The following is a 23105-nucleotide window of genomic DNA, read 5'->3' as shown; positions in this document are numbered from 1 at the left end:
CTGCAGAACCGAATCGACGAGCTGCGGGAAACCGCTGCCGACGGGACGGTGGATATCGCAGCCGAAATCGCCCGCCTGCAGACCAAATCCGACAAGCTGTTGCGCGATACCTTCGCCAAGCTGACGCCGTGGCAGAAGACGCAGGTAGCGCGTCACCCCGAACGCCCGCATTTCAAGCATTACGTGGCGGCCTTGTTCGACGAGTTCGTTCCACTGGCGGGCGACCGCGCCTTTGCCGACGATCAGGCGATCCTGGGCGGCTTTGCCACCTTCCGTGGCCGTCGCGTGATGGTGCTGGGCCATGAAAAGGGTGAGGACACTGCAACGCGCCTCCGCCACAATTTCGGCATGGGCAAGCCCGAGGGATATCGCAAGGCGATCCGTCTGGTCCAACTCGCCGATCGATTCGGTCTGCCGATCGTGACCCTGGTCGACACGTCCGGCGCATTCCCCGGCATCCAGGCCGAGGAGCGCGGTCAGGCCGAGGCGATTGCGCGTTCGACCGAGGCGTGTCTCGCGGCGGGGGTGCCGGTGGTGTCGGCGATCGTCGGCGAGGGTGGCTCGGGTGGTGCGGTCGCGCTGGCGGCAGGCAACCGGGTGCTGATGTTCGAGCATGCGGTGTATTCGGTGATCAGCCCGGAGGGGTGTGCGTCGATCCTGTGGCGTACCGCGGACAAGGCGCCTGAGGCGGCGGAGGCGATGAAGATGACGGCGCAGGACCTGAAGGCGCTGGGGGTGATCGACACGATCGTCGCCGAGCCGGTGGGCGGTGCGCATCGCGATCGGACTGCGGCGATCACCGCGCTGGGCGATGCGCTATCCGGCGCGTTGGGCGATCTGGACGGCTTGAGCGCGGCGGAGTTGAAGCGCGCGCGCGCCGCCAAGTTCCTGGCGATGGGGCGGCTGTAATCCCGTCTGGACACGCAAAAAGGGGCGGCGGAACCATGGTTACGCCGCCCCTTTGCTTGTCAGAGCAAGTTCGGCTTAGCCGGCCTTGTTGATGTTGGACGAGACGTTCGAGAACGTCTTGTTCAGGTTGGTGCCCAGCGTCGTCATCGTGGCGATGGCGGCAACGGCGATGAGGGCTGCGATCAGGCCATATTCGATGGCCGTCGCGCCCTTGTTGTTCTTGATGATCTTGCGGATCGTCTGCATTCCGGTCTCCATGCTTTCCAAAGCGTCATTCACCCGGCTGAACCGGACATCACACCGGAGCAGCGCTGATGTTTTACCCCTATCCCTTTGAAGAAAGGGTAAACGCGCTGCGATCAACGTGCGTTGACGATGCGGGAGCTGACACGATTCCAGATGTTGATGGTGCTGTCGGCGGTCTGGCCGACGCCGATGATGATGACCAGAAAGACGAGCGCGAGGATCAGGCCATATTCGATGGCCGTCGCGCCACGCGACTGATGCCAAAGATCGGCAAGGGGCACCCGAAGGCGCAGCAGCTTCGCGATTCGCAGCTTCATCGGGAAAATGGCTTATCCGTAAGGGCTTAAGAATGAACGAACGGAAGATTTTTCCTGTGGTTGCCGCAGCTTTGGTAGATGGCGCGGGGCGCGTGCTGCTCCAGCAGCGCCCTGCGGGCAAGCCGCTGGCGGGGCTGTGGGAATTTCCCGGCGGCAAGGTGGAGCGCGGCGAATCACCGGAGGCGGCACTGATTCGCGAGCTGGCGGAGGAACTGGAGATACTGGTCGCACCGAGCGCCCTGACGCCGGCCGGTTTCGCGACCGAGGTGCTGCCCGACCGGCATCTTTTGCTGATGCTCTATGTCGTGCGGAAATGGCAGGGCGAAGCGCGACCGCATGCCGCGACGGCGCTTCGCTGGGAGCGACCGGCCGGCATGGCCGGCCTGCCGATGCCGCCGGCGGACCCGCCCCTGGTCCGCCAGCTCGCCGCCTGCCTCGCCTGGGAGGACGCCGGGATCAGGCGACCGGCGGCAGCTTTGCCAGATGCTTCTCCAGCGTGATCGGATAGTCGCGGACACGCACACCCGTCGCATTGTACACCGCATTGGCGATCGCCGCGCCGACCCCGCACAGGCCCAGTTCGCCCACGCCCTTGGCCTTGATCGGCGAGGCATAGGCGTCCGCTTCATCGAGGAAGACGACTTCCTGATGCGGAATGTCGGCATGGACGGGCACTTCGTAGCTGGCCAGATCGTGGTTCACGAAAAAGCCGAAGCGCGTATCGACCGCCAGTTCCTCCATCAGTGCCGCGCCCACGCCCATCGTCATCGCCCCGATCACCTGGCTGCGCGCCGACTTCGGGTTGATGATCCGACCGGCGGCGCACACCGCGAGCATGCGACGCACCCGTACCTCGCCCGTATAGGCATCCACGGCAGCCTCCACGAAATGACCGGCAAAGGTCGATAACTGGAACTGCTTGTCGAGGTCGCCATATTCGATCTGGCCGTCCGCCGAGAGACCATCCCGGCCCGCCGCCTCACCCAGCTTGGCACGACGATTGCCCGAGCGGACCTCGCCATCGGCAAAGATCACGTCGGGTCCGTCATAGCCCAGCCGCTGCGCGATGCTGGCGCGCAGGTTCATGCACGCGGCATAGACGCCCGAGGTGCTGTTCGCCGCGCCCCATTGACCGCCCGAACCCGCCGAGGCCGGAAAATCCGAATCGCCCAGCAGCACGATGACCTTGTCCAGCGGCACGCCCATCGCCTCCGCCGCGGTCTGTGCGATGATCGTATAGCTGCCGGTGCCGATATCGGTCATGTCGGTGGCGACGGTGACCACGCCCTTGCGATCGATGCCGACGCGCGCCGCGGACTTCTGCGTCGGACTGTTGCGGAAGCCGGCGGCCATGCCCATGCCGACCAGCCAGCGGCCATCACGCACCTGCGCGGGCTTCGGATTACGCGCAGCCCAGCCGAATCGCTCCGCCCCCATTTCCAGGCAGCGGACCAGTTGCCGCTGCGAGAAGCGGCGCTTGGGATCCTCGGGATCGACCTGCGTGTCGTTCTTCACGCGGAAAGCGACCGGGTCCATGCCCAGCTTTTCCGCCATCTCGTCCATCGCAATCTCGAGCGCCATCATGCCCGGCGCCTCGCCGGGTGCGCGCATCGCGTTGCCTTCCGGCAGGTCGAGCACCGCCAGGCGCAGCGCGGTCATCCGGTTCTTGCCCGCATAGAGCAGCTTGGTCTGCGCAACGGCGGTTTCCGGATCGCCCTTGGGCAGATTGCCGCTGGTGCTTTCATGCGCGATCGCGGTGATCGTGCCATCGCGGGTGCAGCCCAGGCGGATGCGCTGGATGGTCGCGGGGCGGTGGGTGGTGTTGTTCGCCATGATCGGCCGGGTCAGCGCGACCTTGACCGGCCGGCCCGCCGCCTTCGCACCCAGCGCCGCAAGCACGATATCGGCGCGGATGAACAGCTTTCCGCCGAAACCGCCGCCGATATAAGGCGAGTCGATCCGCACATTGGCGGGGTCCAGCCCCAGCGTCTTGGCGAGATCGCGCTTCCCCCACGCGATCATCTGGTTCGACGTCCAGACGGTCAGCTTGCCATCCTGCCATGCCGCAATGGAGGCATGCGGCTCCATCATCGCATGGCTTTCATCCGGCGTGGTGTAGGCCGCGTCCAGCTTCACCGGCGCTGCGGCAAAGGCGCGATCGAAATTGCCCACCCGGTCGATCGGCGGCGCGCCCGATCCCTCGTCGCTGTTGCCGCCGGTATAGGGGGCGGTCGGCGCGGCCTCCTTGAGGTCGAATCGACCCTTGTCGCGAGCATAGTCGATGCGCAGCAGTCCGGCGGCGGCACGCGCCTGTTCGAACGTATCGGCCACGACCAGCGCGATCGCCTGGTGATAATGCTCGACCACCGGCCCGCCGAACAGCGATGCGGTGTTCATCTGGCTGAGCGGCAGCTTGGGCATGTCGAGCGTGCTCACCACCGCGATCACGCCCGGTGCTGCCTTTGCCCCGGCGGTATCGATTGTGGTTACCCGGCCCTTGGCAATGCCGGCGCCGACGACATAGCCATAAGCGGCGCCGGGCGCGACATCATGGCGTTCATAAGCGTAGGGCGCGGTACCGGTCGTCTTGCGCGGGCCATCGATGCGGTCGGTCGGCTTGCCGACGATCGTCATGCGGTCGAGGACGTTGGTGCCGGCGGGCTGTTCGTACTTCATGCGCGCGCCTCCTGAGCCTTTGCGTGATCGAGGACGAGCGCCAATGTGCGTTCCACAAGGGGAACCTTGAACGCGTTATCGCGCGTCGGGCGGGCACCGGCCATGAGGCGGGCGGATACCGCGCGCGACCCCTGCGGCATCGCGGCCTCGGCTGCTTCGACCCGCCATGGCTTGTGCGCCACGCCGCCGATCGCGACGCGGCCCGTGCCGTCCTTCTGGATCACGGCCGCGACCGAGACGAGCGCAAAGGCGTAGGACGCGCGGTCCCGCACCTTCTGATAGGTATGGTGGCCGCCGAGCGGACGGGGCAGGGTGACCGACGTGATCAGCTCGCCCGGTTGCAAAGCGTTTTCGACATGCGGGGTATTGCCGGGCAGGCGGTGGAATTCGCCGATCGGAATCGCACGCGTCGCGCCGGCTGCGTTCACCGTCTCCACCTGGGCATCCAGCACACGCATCGCGACTGCCATGTCGCCGGGATAGGTGGCGATGCACGCATCGCTGCTGCCGACCACCGCCAGTTGCCGCGAATAGCCGCCGATCGCGGCGCAGCCGGACCCCGGCCGACGCTTGTTGCACGCCTGGTTGGTGTCATAGAAATAGGGGCAGCGGGTCCGCTGGAGCAGATTGCCCGCGGTAGTCGCCTTGTTGCGCAACTGGCCGCTGGCGCCCGCGACGATCGCGCGGGACAGCACACCATAGTCCCGACGAACGCGCATATCAGCGGCGAGCGCGGTGTTCGACACGAACGCACCGATCCGCAGGCCGCCTTCGGCCGTGTCCTCGATCCGATCGAGCTTCAGATCCTGCACGTCGACCAGATGCGTCGGCGCCTCGATCTCCAGCTTCATCAGGTCGAGCAGGTTGGTGCCGCCGGCCAGGAACTTGGCGCCCGGCCGCTGCGCCACGGCCGCGGCGGCCTCTGCGGGCGTGCGGGCGCGCTCGTAGCTGAAGGGCTTCATGCTTGAACTCCCGCGACTTCGGCCATCGCCTCGGCAATATTGGAGTAGGCGCCGCACCGGCACAGATTGCCGCTCATCCGTTCGCGCATCTCGGTCGTGGTCATCGGCGAGCTTGCGGTGATATCGTCGGTCACATGGCTGGGGACACCGGCCTTGATCTCGTCCAGCACGGCCACCGCCGAGCAGATCTGGCCCGGCGTGCAATATCCGCACTGATAGCCGTCATGCTTGACGAAAGCCGCCTGCATAGGATGCAAATCGTTCGGTTGGCCCAGCCCCTCGATGGTGGTGATCCGACCGCCCTGATGCTGCACGGCCAGCGACAGGCAGGCGTTGATCCGCTTGCCGTCCGCGATCACCGTGCAGGCACCGCACTGGCCATGGTCACAGCCCTTCTTGGTGCCGGTCAGGCGCCAATGCTCGCGCAACGCGTCGAGCAGCGTGGTACGTGTATCGACCTGCAGTTCGCGCCGCTTGCCGTTCACCTCCATCGCCACCGTCATCATGCTGGGCTGCGCCGCGGGGGGCGGGGTCTGCGCGTCCGCCGGCACCGCGGTCAACGCGGCCGAGGCGGCACTGCCGACCAGCATCCCGCGCCTTGAAATTGCGCGTTCGCCGGAAGTGTCCATGTCGTCAAACTCCTTGGCCCATGACAGCGGGCTCGTGATGGATCGCCCATGATGCCGGGCGTAAAAGGGAACGTCCGCGTCCAATTTGCGCGACGGATCACCAGCATAACCTGCAAAATATGTATTGGGACCCGCCCGGGAGGCCAACTGCCCAAAAGCGCACCAAGAATTTTCTTCATGAAACCGGCAGGCCCGGCACTGGTTTAACCAGATCACAGGTAATGTATCTGCTGGGATACAACACCCGCGCTAATGTGCGGGTGGATCATCATGGAAGTGGAGGCCCGACCGGGAATCGAACCCGGGTGCAAGGATTTGCAGTCCTCTGCGTCACCACTCCGCCATCGGGCCGGAGGGGCGCCTTTGGTGGTTTTTTCAGAACGGGTCAAGCCGGCGCGGAGGATTTCTGCGTATCAGAGGAGCGGGACGGGTTACCGTTCGCTTGGCCTCGTCACGCGGGCGCGATACAAGCCGCATCAGTTGAACTAGTGTATTGCGCAGCTACAACAGTTGTGCGACAGGGATGGGCATGACGACGACGATGACGCAATCCGGGATCACCAGCGCGGATGAAAACGCCACTGGCTCCGCGAGTTACGAGGCGATGCGCCATGCGATGGTGGCCAGCCAGTTGCGCACCAACGCGGTAAACGACGCTCGCGTGGTCACCGCCATGACGCACGTCGCGCGAGAGGCTTTCCTGCCCGCCGACGCCCGCTCGCTGGCCTATCGCGACAGCCTGATCGGCATCGGTCATGGCCGCAGCGTCAACCTGCCGATGGCGACGGGCCGCTTGCTCACCGAGGCCTATCTGGAACGAGGCGACCGGGTGCTGCTGATCGGTGCGGCTGGCGGCTACACGGCGGCCTTGCTGTCCGGCATCGTCGGCGAAGTGGTGGCGGTCGAAAGCCATCCGGCGCTGGCGCAGGATGCGCGTGCGGCACTGGCCCAATATGGTAACGTCCATGTGGTCGAGGGGCCACTGCCCGAAGGCCATGCCGCGGGTGCGCCTTATGACGTGCTGCTGATCGACGGCGCGGTTGAGGAAGTTCCCGCCGCGCTGATCGAGCAGGTGCGGGTCGGTGGCCGGATCGCGACCGGGCTGATCGAGAACGGCGTCAGCCGCCTCGCCACCGGCCGGCGTACCGAAGGCGGCTTCGGGTTGCAGCCCTTTGCCGATGTGGACTGCACCGTGCTGCCCGGTTTCGAGCGGCCACGCTCCTTCCGGTTCTAGGCGAAACCATGCGCCTTCGCCCCGCCTGCCTGCTGTTGATCGGCGCAGCCGTCGTTCCTTCTGCGCCTGCGTCAGCCGATACGCTGCGTGAAGCGCTGCTCAAGGCTTATCAGGGCAATCCCACGATCACGGGGCAGAGGGCGCAGCAGCGCGCGACGGACGAGAATGTCCCGATCGCGCGGGCGGGTGCGCTGCCCACGGTGAACGCGACGGGGCAGTTGACCGAGTTCGTGGTCCAGGCGAACAACAACTTCGTCAATCCGACGCGGCAGGGCGTAGCCAACGTGCAGCTTTCCGTCCCGATCTATCAGGGCGGTGCGGTCAAGAACGGGCTGCGCGCGGCGGAAACGCGTGTCGATGCCGGCCGCGCGACCCTGCGCAGCACCGAGGCGCAGATCTTCACCTCCGTCGTCAGCGCGTACATGAACGTGATTCGCGATGAGGCGGTGGTCGGGCTGAACACGCAGAATGTCCGCGTGCTGGAAACCAACCTGCGCGCCAGCCGCGACCGGTTCGAGGTGGGCGACCTTACCCGTACCGACGTCGCGCAATCGGAGGCGCGGCTGGCCCAGGCACGCGCACAACTACAATCGGCCGAAGCGCAGCTCATCGCCAGCCGCGAGGATTATATTAACGTCGTCGGCTCGCCGCCCGATCGGCTGGAGCAGCCGCCGGCGCTTCCCAACCTGCCCGACGCGCCGTCCACGGCCGTGTCGGTCGCACTGGAAAGCAATCCGCAGCTGCTGGCCGCGCGGCGCAATGCCGATGCGACGCGCTTCGATATCGGCGTGGCGCGGGCCAATCGTCTGCCGCGACTGAATGCGGTGACCAGCGGCTCCTACTTCAACTATCTCGATTCGCTGACCGATCAGGCGGTTCGTGCCGGCATTCCGGGATCGGGCAAGAACCTGAATGCCGGCCTGCAATTGAATGTGCCGTTGTTCCAGGGGGGGCGCCCCGCCGCACAGGTCCGCCAGGCGGAGGCGCTGCGTAGCCAGGCGATCGAGAATGTCACCGCAACCGAGCGCCAGGTGATCGCACAGGCGCGCTCCGCTTATGCGCAGTGGCAGGCGTCGCGGCAGGTGATCGCATCGTCCGAGGCGGCCGTCAGCGCAAACACGCTGTCGCTGGAGGGCGTCCGCGCCGAAAACAGCGTCGGCACGCGCACCGTGATCGAAATCCTGAACGCCGAGCAGGAATTGCTCAACAGTCAGGTGCAACTCGTCACCGCCCGGCGCGACGCCTATGTCGCAGGGTTCGCGCTGCTGGCCGCGATGGGCAATGCCGAGGCACGCGACCTGGGGCTGGACGGCGGCGTGCTGTACGATCCGGTGGTCAATTATCGCCGCGTGCGTAACCGGATCAACGATTGGGACGGCGATGGCGAGCCGATGCCGGTCGCCACCTCCACCGCCAATACGCCGGCGCAGACCGCGGTGGTCACCCGTCCGCTGGACAGCACGGTCGATCGACCGGTTGACAGGAGCCCGGCTTTAACCACAGGTGCGGAATCGCCGAACAGACAATAGGACGTCAACCGGGGTGATTGCTGTCATGGGGGATATCAGCGCGGAACCGTCGATGGAGGAGATCCTGTCCTCCATCAAGCGGATCATCGCGGAAGAAGGGGACGCGCCGGGCCGCCCGCGCCGCCCGTCGCGCAGCGTACCGCCGCCGATGCTGCATCCTTCGCTGGATGATGCCGATGATGAGGATGAGGACGATGCAGGCGAGGTGCTGGAGTTGAGTGACCCCATGCCGGTTCCGCCGCCTGCGCCTGCCGCTCCCCCCGCTGCCTCGCCGCTGCTCAGCAAGCCTGCTCCGCGCGCTGCTGCTCCGTCGCCTACTCCGGCGCCCGCGCCCGCACCACAGCCAGAACCGGCCCCCGACCCCATCGTATCCCCCCGCGCCGCTGAGGCGAGCCGGGGGTCGCTGGAGGCGTTGACGCGTCTGATGGTCAAGCCGGAGGCCGGTAGCGACGGGACGCTGGAGGGCCTGGTGCGCGAGATGCTGCGGCCGATGCTGCGCGACTGGCTGGACGCCAATCTGCCGAACATGGTGGAGAGCATGGTGGCGCGTGAGATCGCGCGTATTACCGGCGAAGGGCATTGATCCGGACCGTGTCGGCACCGACGAAGTTGATTCGACAAGGTTTTGTCGAGGAGTATTGATGCCTGATCGCGACGGTGGTGAGACGCCGCCTATGCCGCCGCGCGACCGCAAGGCCGAAGCCCGGCAGGAAGGCGGCAGCGACATCTTCTTCGCCGCGGTAAAGGCGACGCGGATGCCGATGATCGTGACCGATCCGCATCAGCCGGACAATCCGATCATCTTCTGCAACGACGCCTTCACGTTCATGACCGGCTATACCGAAGCGGAGATCGTCGGCAGCAATTGCCGCTTTCTCCAGGGGCCGGAAACCGACCGCAGCGTGGTCGATCAGGTGCGTACCGCGATCCTTACCCGCGAGGAAGTCGCGGTCGAGATCCTGAACTACCGCAAGAACGGGTCGACCTTCTGGAACGCGCTGTTCGTTTCACCGGTCTATGATGACGATGGCGAGCTCGTTTACTTCTTCGGCAGCCAGCTCGATATCTCGCGCCGCCGCGAAGCCGAAGACGCGCTGCACGAGGCGCAGAAAATGGAAGCGGTCGGCAAGCTGACCGGCGGCATCGCGCATGATTTCAATAATCTGCTCCAGGTGATCCTGGGCTATGTCGATATTCTGGAAGCGCGGGTGGCCGAGAATGACCGCGCCGCGCGGCGTGCGGTGGAAGCAATCGCCGGCGCGGCCAATCGCGGCGCGACGCTGACCCAGCAGTTGCTCGCCTTTGCGCGCAAGCAGGAACTGCGCGACCGGCTGCTCAACTTCAACTCGCTCGTGACCGATTTCCGCCCGATCCTGGACCGCACGGTGGGCGATTCGGTGGCGCTGCGACGGCAACTCGCGGACAATCTGTGGAACTGCCGGATCGATCCGGTGCAGGCCGAAATGGCGCTGCTCAACATCGTCGGGAATGCGCGCGATGCGGTGGCCGACGATGGCGGACGCATCACGATCGGTACACGCAACGTCCTGCTGCCCGACGATGCCGATGACGAGGGCGGCGCCGCGCTGAAGCTGGACGCTGGCGAATATGTGCAGGTGACCGTCGCCGATAACGGGCCGGGCGTCGATCCGACGATCGCCGACAAGATCTTCGATCCATTTTTCACCACCAAGGACATGGGCAAGGGCACCGGCCTGGGCCTCGCCATGGTCTATGGCTTCATGCGCCAGTCCGGCGGGCTGGCGACGGTGGGGACCAGCGACGATGGCGGTGCGCTGTTCTCGCTCTACTTCCCGCGCGCCAGCGGCGCGACGGAGCGGCGACCGGGCCCGACCCTGTCCAAGCCTGCCGCGCACGGGGTGGAACGCGTGCTGATGGTCGAGGATCAGGAGGAAGTGGGCGAACTGGGCCGCGCCATGCTCCAGGATCTCGGCTACGACGTCGTCCTTGCGCAGAATGCGCGCGAGGCGCTGGACGTGCTGGCGCGCGACGCGAATTTCCAGTTGCTGTTCACCGACATATTGATGCCCGGCGGGATGAACGGCGTCGGTCTGGCGCAGGCGGTGAAGCGTGATTATCCGCGCACCGCGATCCTGCTGACCACGGGGTTTGCTGACGAAGCGATCGACGAGGGTTCACGCTCCTACGAATTGATCCGCAAGCCCTATCGCCGCGGCGAGCTGAACGAGCGGATCCGCGCGGTCCTCGACAAGCCCGGCGCCCGCACCTGACGGTCTAGCGCCCGGCCGCGACGCCGATTAAGGGCAGGGCATGACCGAACTGCCCAAGACCTTCGACCCCGCCGCCATCGAGGCCCGCTGGTATGCCCATTGGGAGCAGGAGGGGCTGTTCCGTCCCGACCGCCCGAATGCCGAGCCGTGGACGATCGTCAACCCGCCGCCCAACGTCACGGGCAGCCTGCATATCGGCCATGCGCTAGACAACACGCTGCAGGACATCCTGACCCGGCATGCGCGACTGAAGGGCAAGGATGCGCTGTGGGTGGTGGGCACCGACCATGCCGGCATCGCCACGCAAATGGTGGTCGAGCGCAATCTGGCCAAGGACGGCGTGAAGCGTACCGACCTGGGTCGCGATGATTTCGTCGCCAAGGTCTGGGAGTGGAAGGCGGAATCGGGCGGCGAGATCACGCGCCAACTTCGCCGGCTGGGCTGTTCGATGGACTGGGCCAATGAGCGCTTCACCATGGACGAGGGCTTTTCCAAGGCCGTCCTGAAGGTGTTCGTCGAGTTGCATCGCCAGGGGCTGCTCTACCGCGACAAGCGGCTGGTGAACTGGGACGCCGGCCTTGGCACCGCGATCAGTGACCTGGAGGTCGAGACGCGCGAGGTGCAGGGCAAGTTCTGGCACCTGACCTATCCGCTGGCCGACGGCAGCGGCACGATCTCGGTGGCGACAACGCGGCCGGAGACGATGCTGGCCGACATGGCGGTGGCGGTGAACCCGGACGATCCGCGCTACACGGCGCTGATCGGTCAAATGGTGCGCCTGCCGATCACCGGCCGCCTGATCCCGATCGTCGCCGACGAGCATGCCGACCCCGAGCTGGGATCGGGTGCGGTGAAGATCACGCCCGGTCACGATTTCAACGATTTCGAGGTCGGTCGTCGTGCCGGGATCGAGGCGCGCGACATGCTCAACATGCTCGATGCCAAGGCACGCATCTGCCAGACCGCGGACGGGCTGGTCCCAGCGGCGCTGATCGGGCTCGACCGGTTCGAGGCGCGCCAGGCCGTGGTCGCGATGCTGGAGGAAGCGGGCGTGCTGGAGCGCGTCGAGGACCGGGTGATCCAGACGCCCTATGGCGACCGTTCCGGCGTGGTGATCGAGCCCTGGCTGACCGATCAATGGTATGTCGATGCCAAGACGCTGGCCCAGCCGGCGATCGAGGCGGTGCGATCGGGTGCGATCAAGCTGGTACCGGCAAGCTGGGAGAAGACCTTCTTCAACTGGATGGAGAACATCCAGCCCTGGTGCGTCAGCCGTCAGCTCTGGTGGGGGCACCAGATCCCGGCATGGTTCGCCGAGGACGGCCGCGCCTTTGTCGCCGAAACCGAAGAGGAGGCACAGGCGCAAGCGGGCGCCGGCGTGGCGTTGACCCGCGATCCGGACGTGCTGGATACCTGGTTCTCCTCCGCGCTGTGGCCGTTCGCGACGCTGGGCTGGCCGGAGGCGGCGGACCCGACGCTGGGTGGCCGCTACCCCAATGACGTGCTGGTCTCCGGCTTCGACATCCTGTTCTTCTGGGACGCCCGCATGATGATGCAGGGCATGCAGTTCATGAAGGACGTGCCGTTCCGCACGCTCTACCTGCACGGGCTGGTACGCGCCGCCGACGGCTCGAAGATGTCGAAGTCGAAGGGCAATACCGTCGATCCACTCGGCCTGATCGATGCTTACGGCGCCGACGCGCTGCGCTTCTTCATGGCGGCGATGGAAAGCCAGGGCCGCGACATCAAGATGGATGAGCGCCGGGTGGAGGGCTATCGCAACTTCGCCACCAAGCTGTGGAATGCGGCGCGCTTCGCGCAAGCCAACGGCATCGGTGCGTCGGCGACGCTCGATGCACCCGTCGCCACGCTGGCGGTGAACAAGTGGATCATCGCCGAGACGGTGAAGACGGTGCAGGCGGTGGATCTGGCACTGGCCGATTACCGTTTCGACGGGGCGGCCAACGCCATCTACCAGTTCGTCTGGAGCCGCTTCTGCGACTGGTATCTGGAACTCATCAAGCCGGTGCTGCAGGGCGGCGAGGCTGGCGGTGACGAGACGCGTGCGGTCGCCGGCTGGGTGCTCGACCAGATACTGGTGCTGCTCCACCCGTTCATGCCGTTCATCACCGAGGAACTGTGGCACGCGATGGGGGCTCGCGACCATGACCTGATCGTGGCGCAATGGCCGATGGCGGATGCGCGTGCGCTCGATCCTGAGGCGGAACGCGAGATTGACTGGCTGATCCGGCTGGTCGGCGACATTCGCGCCGCGCGAACCGAACTGAACGTGCCGCCGGGCGCCCGCCTGCCGCTGCACGTCCGTGATGCGCATGAGGATACGCTTGTCCGGCTCGACCGGCAGGCATCGGTGCTGGCGCGCCTGGCGCGTGTCGATCGTGCCGATGGCGACGCGACCAGCGGTGGTGCGGCGCAGGTGGTGGTGGATGAGGCGACGTTCATCCTGCCGCTGGAAGGTGTGATCGATCTGGATGCGGAGCGTGCCCGTCTGGCCAAGGCGATCGCCGCGGCCGAGAAGGAGCGCGATGCGCTGGGCGCGCGGCTTGGCAATGCCAGCTTCGTCGAGCGGGCCAAGCCCGAGGCGGTGGAGAAGGCCCGCGCCGACCATGCCGACAAGATGGCGGAGGCGGCACGACTGCACGCCGCCCTGGGTCGCCTGGGTTGAGGGAAGGGGGGCGGCCAGGCGCGGCCCCCCGCAACCGTCAGCCGCTTTCGCTCAACCGCTTGATCCGGCGGATGCGCGGTTCGCGGGTGAGTTGCGCTTCGCGGCGGATCGTCTGGCGCAGTTCGTCGCGCTTTTCGTGGATCGAGGCGATCACCGGACCCATCGCGACGCCGAGATCGACCAGTACCGCTTCGGAGAGTTGCAGCGAGCTTTCCAGCGTTTCGGGGACGGCATCGGTGACGCCCGCCCGGTAGAGTTCGGCGGCATGGCTGGCGTCGCGCGCGCGTGCGATGATCGGCAGGTTCGGCACCGCTTGCCGAATACGTCGCGCCAGCCGAACGGTCAGCACCGGATCGTCCATCGTCAGGATCAGCGCGCGCGCCTGTGGCAAGTTCAGCCGATCGACCAGTTCCGGTCTCGCCACATCACCGAACAGTACCGGATAGCCCGCTCGCCGCGCCTCGGTAACGGCATCGATATTCGCCTCCACCGCCAGATAGCGCTGGCCGTGGGCGCTCAGCATGTCGGACACAAGCTTGCCGACGCGGCCAAATCCGATGACGACCGCACCTGGGCCTTCCGTCTCGACCTCCGGGATGGGCGGGCCGTCCCCGGCCTGCTCGATCCGGCGGGAGGCGATGCGACCGGCCTTGGCGAGTAGCGGGGTCAGCGTCAGGCCGATCGCCGTGACGGTCTGCCAGAAGGCCGCGGTGGACGGCTGGATCAACTGCGCCTGTGCCGCCGTGCCGAGTACGATCAGCGTGGTTTCCGACGGGCTGCCCATCAGCAGGCCGGTTTCGGCCGCGGTCCCGCGCCGGGCATGGGCGACGCGCAGCAGCAGATAGGTGACGATCGCCTTGACCGCGACGACGCCGACCACGGCGGCGAGCAGCGAGGGCCAGTTCTTTGCGATCAGGCGCAGGTCCAGGCTCATGCCGACGGTGATCAGGAACACGCCGAGGGCGAGGCCCTTGAACGGCGCAGTCATCACCTCGACCTCGGAGTGATATTCGGTTTCCGCGATCAGCAGGCCGGCCAGCAGCGCACCGACGATCGGCGACAGTCCGGCGGCGGTGGTGGCGACGCTGGCAACGATCACGACGAGCAGCGACGCAGCCAGGAACAATTCGGGGCTCTTGGTCCGCGCAGCCTGCGCGAACAGGCGCGGCAATACGATCCGGCCGCCCAGATACATGGCGACCACGGTCAGGCCACCGCGCAAGGCGACGCCGGCGATGCCGACCCAGCCTTCCTCGCTGGCGGTCGGCGCCATCGCACCCAGCGCGAAGATGATGGGGACGAGCGCCAGATCCTCGAACAACAGCATCGCAAACGCACCGCGGCCGACCGGGCTGGTCGTACCCACCAGCGGCAGCACCAGTGCGGTCGACGAGAGCGCAAGCGCCAGCCCCAGTCCGATCGCACCGCCCCAGCCTTGCCCCAGCAGATGCAGCGCCAGCCCGATCAGGACGGCGGAGCCGAGCAGTTCGGTGACGCCCGTGCCGAAGACCAGCCGCCGCATCGACCACAGCCGCCGGAACGACAATTCCAATCCGATCGAGAACAGCAGCAGGATGATGCCGAACTCCGCAAAGGGCTCGATCGACTCCGGATCGGAGATGGTCAGGTAATATAGCCAGGACGCATCGGGAACGAGCGAACCAAGCCCGGCCGGACCGACCAGCAGGCCGACCAGAATGAAACCGATCACCGGGCTGACGCGGAAGCGTGCAAAGGCGGGGATGACGATGCCTGCCGCGCCAAGGATGACGAGTGCGTCGCTGAAGCCGTGATTGTCGAGCCGAAGTGCCATGCGCGCAGCTTAACCAGCGCATGTCCTCCTTGTCAGGTATGTTTCGTATGATCGCCGCGGCATCGGGATGATGGGACGAACTGTCCACTGCGCAGGGAGGGGGCGGGCGCCTATCTGGCGCGGCATGATGATACGCCGTTGGGCGCTGCCCGTGACGATCCTGGTGATGCTGGCTGCATGTGGCGATGATGACCATGCCCGACGCCTGGCGTCGGCGGGGCCGAACCCGTCGCTGGACGCGTTGATGCAGGTGGCCGATCCTGGCAACGGCCGGCGCGTGTTCGGGCAGTGCCTGGCCTGCCATACGATCGGGCAGGGGCAGTTGGACCGTGCCGGCCCGAACCTGCATGCGATCATGGGCAAGCCGGTCGCGGGCGGCAGCGATCGGTTCGGTTATACCGTGGCACTGTCGCGCATCGGCGGACGCTGGGACCGGGCGACGATGGATCGCTGGCTTGCCGATCCGCAGCGCTTTGCGCCGGGTACGCGGATGAGCTTTGCCGGCCTTGCCGATCCGCTCGATCGCGCGGACGTGATCCGGTATCTGGAGGCGGAGGGGAAATAGCCCGCCCAAAGAAAAAGGGCCCCGGCATCGCCGGAGCCCTTCTTTGCCCGAGGCCTTGCGATCAGGCCCAGTTGCCCATTTCGGCTTCCAGGTTCGCGCGGATCTGTTCAAAGAACTGCTCCGTGGTCATCCACGGCTGATCCGGGCCGATCAGGATCGCCAGATCCTTCGTCATGTGGCCGTTCTCGACGGTCTTGATGCAGACCTGCTCCAGCGTTTCGGCAAAGCGCGTTACGTCCGGCGTACCGTCGAACTTGCCCCGGAACTTCAGGCCGCCGGTCCAGGCGAAGATCGACGCGATCGGGTTGGTCGACGTCGCCTTGCCCTGCTGGTGCTGGCGATAGTGGCGCGTGACGGTGCCGTGCGCGGCCTCCGCCTCGATCGTCTTGCCGTCCGGGGTCATCAGCACCGAGGTCATCAGGCCCAGCGAGCCAAAGCCCTGTGCGACCTGATCCGACTGCACGTCGCCGTCATAGTTCTTGCAGGCCCAGACGAACTCGCCGTGCCACTTGAGCGCGGAGGCGACCATGTCGTCGATCAGGCGATGCTGATACTCGATGCCGGCGGCCTGGAACTGGTCCTTGAACTCGGTGGCGTAGACCTCCTCGAAGATGTCCTTGAAGCGGCCGTCATAGGCCTTCAGGATCGTGTTCTTGGTGGACAGATACACCGGCCAGCCGCGGCCCAGGCCATAGTTCATCGACGCGCGCGCGAAGTCGCGGATCGATTCGTCGAGATTGTACATGCCCATGGCGACGCCGGCGGCGGGGAAGTCGAACACCTCCTCCTCGATCGTCTCGCCATTCTCGCCTTCCCACTTCATGGTCAGCTTGCCCTTGCCGGGCACCTTGAAGTCGGTCGCCTTGTACTGGTCGCCGAATGCGTGGCGGCCGACGACGATCGGATGCGTCCAGCCCGGGATCAGGCGGGGGACGTTCTTGATCACGATCGGCTCACGGAAAACGACGCCGCCCAGGATGTTGCGGATCGTGCCGTTGGGCGAGCGCCACATCTTCTTCAGGCCGAATTCTTCGACGCGCTGCTCGTCAGGCGTGATCGTCGCGCACTTCACGCCGACGCCGTACTTCTGGATCGCCTTGGCCGACTGGACGGTGATCTGGTCATCCGTCTCGTCGCGCTTCTGGATGCCCAGATCGTAATATTCCAGGTCGATGTCCAGATACGGCTTGATGAGGCGTTCGCGGATCCATTCCCAGATGATCCGCGTCATCTCGTCGCCGTCGATCTCCACGACGGGCGTCTTCACCTTGATCTTGGCCATCTTTGCTTCCTTGGCAGGGGTGGGTTGCGCCTGCGTCTAGGGGAGGGGGACGGCCGGATCAACCGGGAGGCCCAGTGCGATCCGTCCTGTGCTGAAAACATTGTATCGCACGGCCGCGACCGATAGACTGGCGCGATGCCTTCGCTCGAAAAGCCCCCTGTCGTCACGACCACGGTCAAGTGGCGCTTCCCCGCCGTCCATCCGGAGGGGCGCAAATACGTCCTGATCGCCGGTGGCCTGACGCTGCTCGCCACGCTGATCACCAAGATCCTGTTCTGGCCGTTTGTAGGCCTGTGCATCTGGGTGGCGGCGTTCTTCCGTGATCCGATCCGCACCACGCCGCAGGGCGACGATCTGATCGTCGCGCCCGCAGACGGCCTTGTCACCATGATCCAGCGCGTACCGATCCCGCGTGAGCTGACCGGGGAACTGGGTACGACACCGATGGTGCGCGTGTCGATCTTCATGTCGGTCTTCGACGTTCACATCAACCGCACCCCGATCGCGGGCACCATCCGCCAGGTCGTCTATATCTCCGGCAAGTTCCTCAACGCCGACCTCGACAAGGCGTCCGACGAAAACGAACGGCAACATTTCGTGGTCGAAGGGCGCGACGGTCGGAAGATTGGCTTCACGCAGATCGCCGGGCTGGTTGCGCGTCGGATCGTCGGGTTCGTCAAGCCCGGGGACATGGTCGCCGCCGGTCAGCGTGTCGGCCTGATCCGCTTCGGCAGCCGCGTCGATGTGTATCTGCCCGACGACGTGACGCCGCAGGTGACGCTGGGCCAGCGCTCAGTGGCGGGCGAAACGGTGCTGGGACGCGTTGGTGGGCGACCCGTGACGGGCATCGCGCAATAATGGCTCTGCCACGCCGGTCCCGCCTGCGTCGCGCGCCACGCGGCCTGCCGCTGCGTGCGGTTGCGCCCAATGCGGTGACCGCACTTGCCCTGTGCTCTGGCCTGTCGGGCGTCCGCTTCGCCATTGGCGGGGAATGGCAGAGCGCGGTGGCGATGATCATGATCGCCGGGGTACTGGACGGGTTGGACGGACGGATCGCTCGGCTGCTTCACGGCGAAAGCCGGTTCGGTGCGGAGCTCGACTCGCTGTCCGATGCGATTTCCTTCGGGGTCGCGCCCGCGCTGATCCTGTATCTGTGGTCGCTGTCGACCGCACCGCGGATCGGGTGGATCTGCGCACTGCTGCTGGCGGTGTTCTGCGCATTGCGCCTTGCCCGCTTCAATGCCGCGATCGACGAGGTGGAGCAGCCGCATAAATCCGCCGGCTTTCTGACCGGAATACCTGCACCTGCGGGCGCCGGCCTCGCGATGCTGCCCATGTATCTCTGGTTCTGGACCGGGGAGACACTGTTCGCCTCACCCTATCTGGTCGGCCCCTGGGTCGCATTCATTGCCATGTTGATGGTGTCGAGCGTCGCGACCTTCTCGTGGGGATCGTTCCGCCTGCGCCGCACCGTCCGCTTCGAAGCTCTGGCTCTGGTAGTGTTGCTCGGTGGAGCTCTGGTCTCGGTGCCGTGGCACACGCTAACCCTGATCTGCGTCGCCTATCTCGCCAGTATTCCATTCAGCATGATGAATTATGCCCGGGTCAGGCGGCAGCGCGCGAATAGCGTACCGGAACATATGCCGGCGACATCGCCGACCAACGCCTGACCGCAATCCGGCGCTCGGCAACCACCAACTGGCTGAGCGGCGTAAACGCCGGTTCGACATGACCGGAGGCGAGATGGAGGATGCGACGCCATTGCGGAGCCACCATCATGGTGATCACCGACAGGGCCGTGACCAGAGCACCCACAAATACCAAGACACTCACCACTGCAATCATGATGCCCTCCGGTCCGACGTTCAATCGAACGCCTCGATCAACAGTCCCATAGTCGACAAGTTCCGTGGATGAGTCGGCGAATTGCACCAATTCCACGATGTTTCGCTGATGAAACGCGACGAGTCGCTGCTTGTCCTCTATGTGGACCAGTTATGTTCCATATTCGTTCCTGGGGTCAAGCGACTTTTCCGGTGATTGCGGAACACCGCCCAATGCGCTAAGGGGCGCGCCTCAACACCGCATGGGAAGCATCACATACCGGTGCGCAGGCCTTCGGCCGACGCGTCATCCGCTTCCCAGAGGACAAACCGGAAGGAATTTCACTATGGCGGCACCTGTCGTCACCATGCAGCAGCTGGTCGAGACCGGCGCGCACTTCGGCCACCAGACCCACCGCTGGAACCCGAAGATGAAGCCCTACATCTTTGGCGACCGCAACGGCGTCCACATCCTCGACCTGTCGCAGACCGTGCCGCTGTTCGCGCGCGCGCTGGAGTTCATCAGCTCGTCGGTCGCAGGCGGTGGCAAGGTGCTGTTCGTCGGCACCAAGCGTCAGGCGCAGGAAGCAGTCGCCGACGCCGCCCGTCGTTCCGGCCAGCATTTCGTCAACCATCGCTGGCTGGGCGGCATGCTCACCAACTGGAAGACGATCTCGAACTCGATCAAGCGTCTCAAGGCACTCGAAGAGCAGCTCTCGGGCAACACCGCGGGCCTGACCAAAAAGGAAGTCCTGCAGCTTACCCGTGAGCGCGACAAGCTGGAACTGTCGCTGGGCGGCATCCGTGACATGGGCGGCGTGCCCGACGTGATGTTCGTGATCGACGCGAACAAGGAAGAGCTGGCGATCAAGGAAGCCAACACGCTGGGCATCCCGGTCGTTGCCATCCTCGATTCGAACGTGTCGCCGGACGGCATCGCCTTCCCGGTTCCCGCGAACGACGACGCGAGCCGGGCGATCCGCTTGTACTGCGAGGCTGTGGCGATCGCTGCGACGCGTGGTGGCCAGGAGCAGCAGCGCCGCACCGGCGCGGACGTCGGTGCAATGGCCGAGCCGCCCGTCGAGGAAGCGTTGAGCGTAGAAGAGCCCGCGGCAGCGAACGTAGAGGGCGCTGGCGCCGAGGCCGAGCGCCAGATCGACGCCTAATCGTCGTCAAGACGTCATGCGGGCGGGATAGGGTGGCGACGCCCCGTCTCGCCCGCAACCATATCGAACGATCAAAGAGGATTACGGAACATGGCTGAGATCACGGCAGCGATGGTCAAGGAGCTGCGCGAAAAGAGCGGCGCCGGCATGATGGACTGCAAGAAGGCGCTGAACGAGACCAGCGGCGACATGGACGCCGCGATGGACTGGCTGCGCACCAAGGGTCTGGCCGCAGCCGCCAAGAAGTCCAGCCGCACCGCGGCCGAGGGCCTGGTCGGCGTCGCGACCGCCGGCACCAAGGGTGCCGCGATCGAGGTGAACTCCGAAACCGACTTCGTCGCCAAGAACGACCAGTTCCAGTCGTTCGTGCGCGAACTGACGCAGATCGCGCTCAACACCGGTGACGATCTGGACGCGATCAAGGGCGCGGCGATGCCGTCGGGCACCACGGTCGAGGAAACGCTGACCAACAACATCGCCACCATCGGCGAGAACCAGGCGATCCGTCGCGCCAAGCGTCTGGAAGTGTCGAAGGGCGCGGTCGTGTCCTACGTCCACAACGCCGCGTCGCCGGGCCTGGGCAAGATCGGTGTGCTGGTCGCGCTGGAGTCCGAGGCGTCTGACGACGTGCTGCAGGGCCTGGGCAAGCAGCTTGCCATGCACATCGCGGCCGCCTTCCCCAAGGCGCTGAACGAAGGCGATCTGGACGAGGCCGAGATCGAGCGCGAGCGCGCGATCGCGACCGAAAAGGCCAGCGAGAGCGGCAAGCCCGCCGACATCATCGCCAAGATGGTCGAAGGCTCGATCGCCAAGTACCGCAAGGAGCACGCGCTGGTCAGCCAGCTGTTCGTGATGGATGGCAAGACCAAGATCAGCGACGTTGTCGCCAAGGCGGGCAAGGATGCCGGTGCCGAGATCGTGCTGAAGGACTATGTCCGCTTCCAGCTCGGCGAGGGCATCGAGAAGGAAGCTTCCGACTTCGCCGCCGAAGTGGCTGCGGCTTCGGGCGTTCCGCAGAAGGCCTGATACAGCTTCGTTCCGGGCGGCAACGCCCGGAACACCTGCGACAAAAACGCCGTGCGGTGACGCGCGGCGTTTTCTGTTTTGGGGCATGAGTGGGGAGCGCTGTCCTGTCGAGGATGGCGCTCCCCGGGGGGGGGGCAGCCGGTTACGACCGCACCAGTTCCACCGTTGTTGCGTCGTTACCCAGCGGCACGGTGTATCCGCCCCGTTCCATCGTGCCGCGATCCGGGACATAGCGGCCCCCGCCCGCCGTCGTCGTCTCGACGAACACGCGCGCGACGGGCGTATTCGGCGTCGCCGGATCCAGCATCAACGTGATCCGGCCGGTTTTTGGTACATAGCGCGCCTGGGCAATGCGCCCGGCTTCCAGTGTGATCCATTGGCCGGCGGGCGCGATAAACAGGCGGGTGCGTGCGCCATCCTTCGGCGTGATCGTCACGGTGCCGGCCTTCTCGCCCACCGTCCCGCCGAAGCCGACCCAGCCGAAGGTCGGATGGTCGACCAGATAGGTCGCGGCGGTCAGCGCGTGACCGTAATATCCCATACCGTAGTCGCCGCTATACGGATCCCACTTCATCATGTCGGGCCAGGCGTGGAAGGCGGCCGACGAAAAGCCCTGCTGATCGATATTGGTGATGCCGCCCATCATGCCGCCATAGGCGACGCGCAGCAGATGCAGATCGGCCGGGTTCTGGCGAAACGCGTCGAACAGCGGCACCGCGTTCAGCGCGGACCCGTAGTGGTGGATCTGCCGTTCGATCCGCGGATATTTGCCGCCATACAGGAAATCCCAATAGCGTCGGGCGTTGCCGTTATAGCCCCAGTTGGGGATCGTCGGATCATATCCCAGGATCACCTCCCGCGTGATGTCCGCCTGCGGCTGGAAGCCGAAATAGCGCATCCAGGCATAGACTTCGGGTTGGCCCGTCGAATCCCACGCCATTTCAGACCCAAACGGGTATTTCAGCGTGCGCCAGTGATCGGCGCGCGCCTTCATCAGCCGCTCCATATTGGCGGCCTCGGCGGTCATGCCTTCGCGCTTCAGGTCCTTCAGAATGTCGAGGAAAACGTCGCCTTCCATCAGGCCGAATTCGGCGTAGTGCGCTTTCGTCATCGCCACCGACGTTTCATACGCCTTGTCCAGATACCAGCGCCAGTCATGGCGGGTGATCATGCCGGGATGGTTGCGCGCGGTGCGGTAGAGCACCCAATAGCCGATCGCGACGTGCGGGTAGTTATAGGCGCGGCCGATATCGTCCGCGGCCTTCTCCTTCCACGATGTCCAAGTTTTCCAAAGTTCGGGATTGCCGGTGTAGAGCGTGGGGAACTTGGCCGGATCGTAATAGAACAGGCTTTTCTTTACCCCGCCGGCTTGCGGCCCGCTGACCACCTGCAGGCGGCCATGCACGGTCTCGTCGACCAGCCGCTCGATCTTGGCGACTTCCTGCTGCTCGGGATGATCGAGCTGCTTCATCGCCGCCGCCACCCAGCTGCCGGCGCCACCCTCGTCGCTCATCCCCGCGATCCAGACGCGTGGTTCGACATCCACGATCGCCTTGGCTTCGTTGTCATAGGTCAGGATGGCGGGGCTGCGGCCAAACGGATCGCCCTTGCCCTCATACCATTGCTGGTTCGTCGAGAAACGACCGAGATCGGCCATCGTCCGGTCGAGCGGCTTTGTGATGAAATAGCTGACCGTCTGCTTCGTCCCGTCGGCATAGCCCAGGGTCAGTCGCGCCGGGCCCCACTGGGTGCCGCGCACCGCCAGCCGCGTCCAGCCCTTCGCCGTGCCGGCGCGCGTCGCCGTGACGCTGCCCGCGGGATAGCTTTCGATCGACGTGATCGCCGAGGGTGCCCGCACGAACAACGCCGCCTCCTGATCGGTCGGCACGACATAACCGGGGAGGCCGATCGCGACGGGGCGGGCATTGGCGACCAACGTCGGCTCGATGGCGCGGATCGAGGGAGACTGGGCGAAGCGGACGCCCACCTC

Annotated in this window: 21 protein-coding genes and 1 tRNA gene; 12 read left to right on the top strand and 10 right to left on the bottom strand. The window is 65.7% G+C overall.

Annotated features, from left to right (window positions below; translation table 11 throughout):
• The coding region (locus Q0U08_RS06360) for an acetyl-CoA carboxylase carboxyltransferase subunit alpha (protein ID WP_298090432.1) at positions 1-909 on the top strand (909 nt) is incomplete at its 5' end.
• A gap of 75 nt (positions 910-984) precedes the next feature.
• Here the strand turns inward: Q0U08_RS06360 and Q0U08_RS06355 are convergent.
• Both Q0U08_RS06355 and Q0U08_RS06350 read right to left on the bottom strand, forming a co-directional pair.
• Entirely contained in the window at positions 985-1155 is a 171-nt protein-coding gene (locus Q0U08_RS06355) for a Flp family type IVb pilin (RefSeq protein ID WP_298090431.1), read from the bottom strand.
• Between the two features lie 113 nt (positions 1156-1268).
• Positions 1269-1472, bottom strand: coding sequence for a Flp family type IVb pilin (locus Q0U08_RS06350; protein ID WP_298090430.1), 204 nt, complete (start codon positions 1470-1472; stop codon positions 1269-1271).
• 32 nt (positions 1473-1504) lie between these two features.
• Here Q0U08_RS06350 and Q0U08_RS06345 point away from each other — a divergent pair, with 32 nt between their 5' ends.
• A complete protein-coding gene (locus Q0U08_RS06345; protein WP_298090429.1) occupies positions 1505-1972 on the top strand; it encodes a (deoxy)nucleoside triphosphate pyrophosphohydrolase in 468 nt (155 codons plus the stop codon).
• On the opposite strand, the gene paoC is transcribed toward Q0U08_RS06345, so the two are convergent.
• The 4 genes from paoC to Q0U08_RS06325 all read right to left on the bottom strand — a co-directional run bounded on the left by paoC (position 1929) and on the right by Q0U08_RS06325 (position 6090).
• Complete coding sequence (gene paoC, locus Q0U08_RS06340; RefSeq protein WP_298090428.1) at positions 1929-4148, bottom strand: aldehyde oxidoreductase molybdenum-binding subunit PaoC; 2220 nt, start codon at positions 4146-4148, stop codon at positions 1929-1931. The two genes, Q0U08_RS06345 and paoC, sit on opposite strands and share 44 nt — an antisense overlap.
• Positions 4145-5110 (bottom strand): xanthine dehydrogenase family protein subunit M, encoded by a 966-nt coding sequence (locus Q0U08_RS06335; protein WP_298090427.1) that lies wholly within the window; start codon positions 5108-5110, stop codon positions 4145-4147. Before Q0U08_RS06335 ends, paoC begins: the two co-directional genes overlap by 4 nt.
• Positions 5107-5739, bottom strand: coding sequence for an aldehyde dehydrogenase iron-sulfur subunit PaoA (gene paoA, locus Q0U08_RS06330; protein ID WP_298090426.1), 633 nt, complete (start codon positions 5737-5739; stop codon positions 5107-5109). The genes Q0U08_RS06335 and paoA overlap by 4 nt, the downstream gene beginning before the upstream one ends.
• A 277-nt stretch (positions 5740-6016) precedes the next feature.
• A tRNA-Cys gene (locus Q0U08_RS06325) sits at positions 6017-6090 on the bottom strand.
• Between the two features lie 190 nt (positions 6091-6280).
• On the opposite strand from Q0U08_RS06325, the gene Q0U08_RS06320 reads away from it, so the two are divergent.
• Genes Q0U08_RS06320 through Q0U08_RS06300 form a run of 5 tightly spaced genes read left to right on the top strand, consistent with a single transcriptional unit; the run spans position 6281 to position 13440 of the window.
• On the top strand, positions 6281-6973 hold the full coding sequence (locus Q0U08_RS06320; protein WP_298090434.1) for a protein-L-isoaspartate O-methyltransferase: 693 nt from the start codon (positions 6281-6283) through the stop codon (positions 6971-6973).
• A gap of 8 nt (positions 6974-6981) precedes the next feature.
• Positions 6982-8502, top strand: coding sequence for a TolC family outer membrane protein (locus Q0U08_RS06315; RefSeq protein ID WP_298090425.1), 1521 nt, complete (start codon positions 6982-6984; stop codon positions 8500-8502).
• A gap of 25 nt (positions 8503-8527) precedes the next feature.
• Positions 8528-9085 carry a DUF2497 domain-containing protein gene (locus Q0U08_RS06310; protein ID WP_298090424.1) on the top strand — a complete coding sequence of 186 codons (558 nt, stop codon included), beginning with the start codon at positions 8528-8530 and terminating at the stop codon, positions 9083-9085.
• A gap of 58 nt (positions 9086-9143) precedes the next feature.
• On the top strand, positions 9144-10754 hold the full coding sequence (locus Q0U08_RS06305) for a histidine kinase famiy protein (protein WP_298090423.1): 1611 nt from the start codon (positions 9144-9146) through the stop codon (positions 10752-10754).
• A 40-nt stretch (positions 10755-10794) separates the two neighbouring features.
• Positions 10795-13440, top strand: a complete 2646-nt coding sequence (locus Q0U08_RS06300) for a valine--tRNA ligase (RefSeq protein ID WP_298090422.1) — start codon at positions 10795-10797, stop codon at positions 13438-13440.
• Positions 13441-13477: 37 nt separating this feature from the next.
• Here Q0U08_RS06300 and Q0U08_RS06295 read toward each other — a convergent pair whose 3' ends face one another.
• Positions 13478-15253 (bottom strand): cation:proton antiporter, encoded by a 1776-nt coding sequence (locus Q0U08_RS06295; protein ID WP_298090421.1) that lies wholly within the window; start codon positions 15251-15253, stop codon positions 13478-13480.
• A 124-nt stretch (positions 15254-15377) separates the two neighbouring features.
• Here Q0U08_RS06295 and Q0U08_RS06290 point away from each other — a divergent pair, with 124 nt between their 5' ends.
• Positions 15378-15818 carry a cytochrome c family protein gene (locus Q0U08_RS06290; protein ID WP_367271101.1) on the top strand — a complete coding sequence of 147 codons (441 nt, stop codon included), beginning with the start codon at positions 15378-15380 and terminating at the stop codon, positions 15816-15818.
• Positions 15819-15879: 61 nt separating this feature from the next.
• Here Q0U08_RS06290 and Q0U08_RS06285 read toward each other — a convergent pair whose 3' ends face one another.
• On the bottom strand, positions 15880-17100 hold the full coding sequence (locus tag Q0U08_RS06285) for an NADP-dependent isocitrate dehydrogenase (protein ID WP_298090420.1): 1221 nt from the start codon (positions 17098-17100) through the stop codon (positions 15880-15882).
• A gap of 135 nt (positions 17101-17235) precedes the next feature.
• Between Q0U08_RS06285 and Q0U08_RS06280 the strand changes: the two genes are divergently transcribed.
• Both Q0U08_RS06280 and Q0U08_RS06275 read left to right on the top strand, forming a co-directional pair.
• The gene (locus Q0U08_RS06280) at positions 17236-17958 is read left to right on the top strand and encodes a phosphatidylserine decarboxylase (protein ID WP_298090419.1); all 723 of its coding nucleotides are present in this window, start codon (positions 17236-17238) and stop codon (positions 17956-17958) included.
• Complete coding sequence (locus Q0U08_RS06275; RefSeq protein WP_298090418.1) at positions 17958-18770, top strand: phosphatidylcholine/phosphatidylserine synthase; 813 nt, start codon at positions 17958-17960, stop codon at positions 18768-18770. The genes Q0U08_RS06280 and Q0U08_RS06275 overlap by 1 nt, the downstream gene beginning before the upstream one ends.
• Here the strand turns inward: Q0U08_RS06275 and Q0U08_RS06270 are convergent.
• Positions 18706-18945 (bottom strand): hypothetical protein, encoded by a 240-nt coding sequence (locus Q0U08_RS06270; RefSeq protein ID WP_298090417.1) that lies wholly within the window; start codon positions 18943-18945, stop codon positions 18706-18708. The genes Q0U08_RS06275 and Q0U08_RS06270 overlap by 65 nt on opposite strands.
• A gap of 325 nt (positions 18946-19270) precedes the next feature.
• Here Q0U08_RS06270 and rpsB point away from each other — a divergent pair, with 325 nt between their 5' ends.
• The gene (rpsB, locus tag Q0U08_RS06265) at positions 19271-20089 is read left to right on the top strand and encodes a 30S ribosomal protein S2 (protein WP_298090416.1); all 819 of its coding nucleotides are present in this window, start codon (positions 19271-19273) and stop codon (positions 20087-20089) included.
• A gap of 90 nt (positions 20090-20179) precedes the next feature.
• Entirely contained in the window at positions 20180-21115 is a 936-nt protein-coding gene (tsf, locus tag Q0U08_RS06260) for a translation elongation factor Ts (protein ID WP_298090415.1), read from the top strand.
• 142 nt (positions 21116-21257) lie between these two features.
• Here the strand turns inward: tsf and Q0U08_RS06255 are convergent.
• Positions 21258-23105, bottom strand: a 1848-nt coding sequence (locus Q0U08_RS06255) for a DUF5695 domain-containing protein (RefSeq protein ID WP_298090414.1), incomplete at its 5' end; no start/stop codon positions are given.

It is taken from the genome of uncultured Sphingomonas sp. (assembly GCF_946477935.1).
In the GTDB taxonomy this organism is placed as follows: Bacteria; Pseudomonadota; Alphaproteobacteria; order Sphingomonadales; family Sphingomonadaceae; genus Sphingomonas.
This window is presented reverse-complemented; position numbering and strand designations above follow the sequence as displayed.

What these genes read in the sequence shown, in the direction of transcription:
- Q0U08_RS06280 (WP_298090419.1), top strand. Translation starts at nt 17,236, where the DNA reads ATGCCTTCGCTCGAAAAGCCCCCTGTCGTCACGACCACGGTCAAGTGG.
- Q0U08_RS06320 (WP_298090434.1), top strand. Translation starts at nt 6,281, where the DNA reads ATGACGCAATCCGGGATCACCAGCGCGGATGAAAACGCCACTGGCTCC.
- Q0U08_RS06290 (WP_367271101.1), top strand. Translation starts at nt 15,378, where the DNA reads ATGATGATACGCCGTTGGGCGCTGCCCGTGACGATCCTGGTGATGCTG.
- Q0U08_RS06295 (WP_298090421.1), bottom strand. Translation starts at nt 15,253, where the DNA reads ATGGCACTTCGGCTCGACAATCACGGCTTCAGCGACGCACTCGTCATC.
- Q0U08_RS06345 (WP_298090429.1), top strand. Translation starts at nt 1,505, where the DNA reads ATGAACGAACGGAAGATTTTTCCTGTGGTTGCCGCAGCTTTGGTAGAT.
- Q0U08_RS06355 (WP_298090431.1), bottom strand. Translation starts at nt 1,155, where the DNA reads ATGCAGACGATCCGCAAGATCATCAAGAACAACAAGGGCGCGACGGCC.
- tsf (WP_298090415.1), top strand. Translation starts at nt 20,180, where the DNA reads ATGGCTGAGATCACGGCAGCGATGGTCAAGGAGCTGCGCGAAAAGAGC.
- paoA (WP_298090426.1), bottom strand. Translation starts at nt 5,739, where the DNA reads ATGGACACTTCCGGCGAACGCGCAATTTCAAGGCGCGGGATGCTGGTC.
- Q0U08_RS06285 (WP_298090420.1), bottom strand. Translation starts at nt 17,100, where the DNA reads ATGGCCAAGATCAAGGTGAAGACGCCCGTCGTGGAGATCGACGGCGAC.
- Q0U08_RS06315 (WP_298090425.1), top strand. Translation starts at nt 6,982, where the DNA reads ATGCGCCTTCGCCCCGCCTGCCTGCTGTTGATCGGCGCAGCCGTCGTT.
- Q0U08_RS06270 (WP_298090417.1), bottom strand. Translation starts at nt 18,945, where the DNA reads ATGATTGCAGTGGTGAGTGTCTTGGTATTTGTGGGTGCTCTGGTCACG.
- Q0U08_RS06350 (WP_298090430.1), bottom strand. Translation starts at nt 1,472, where the DNA reads ATGAAGCTGCGAATCGCGAAGCTGCTGCGCCTTCGGGTGCCCCTTGCC.
- rpsB (WP_298090416.1), top strand. Translation starts at nt 19,271, where the DNA reads ATGGCGGCACCTGTCGTCACCATGCAGCAGCTGGTCGAGACCGGCGCG.
- Q0U08_RS06305 (WP_298090423.1), top strand. Translation starts at nt 9,144, where the DNA reads ATGCCTGATCGCGACGGTGGTGAGACGCCGCCTATGCCGCCGCGCGAC.
- Q0U08_RS06310 (WP_298090424.1), top strand. Translation starts at nt 8,528, where the DNA reads ATGGGGGATATCAGCGCGGAACCGTCGATGGAGGAGATCCTGTCCTCC.
- Q0U08_RS06300 (WP_298090422.1), top strand. Translation starts at nt 10,795, where the DNA reads ATGACCGAACTGCCCAAGACCTTCGACCCCGCCGCCATCGAGGCCCGC.
- Q0U08_RS06275 (WP_298090418.1), top strand. Translation starts at nt 17,958, where the DNA reads ATGGCTCTGCCACGCCGGTCCCGCCTGCGTCGCGCGCCACGCGGCCTG.
- Q0U08_RS06335 (WP_298090427.1), bottom strand. Translation starts at nt 5,110, where the DNA reads ATGAAGCCCTTCAGCTACGAGCGCGCCCGCACGCCCGCAGAGGCCGCC.
- paoC (WP_298090428.1), bottom strand. Translation starts at nt 4,148, where the DNA reads ATGAAGTACGAACAGCCCGCCGGCACCAACGTCCTCGACCGCATGACG.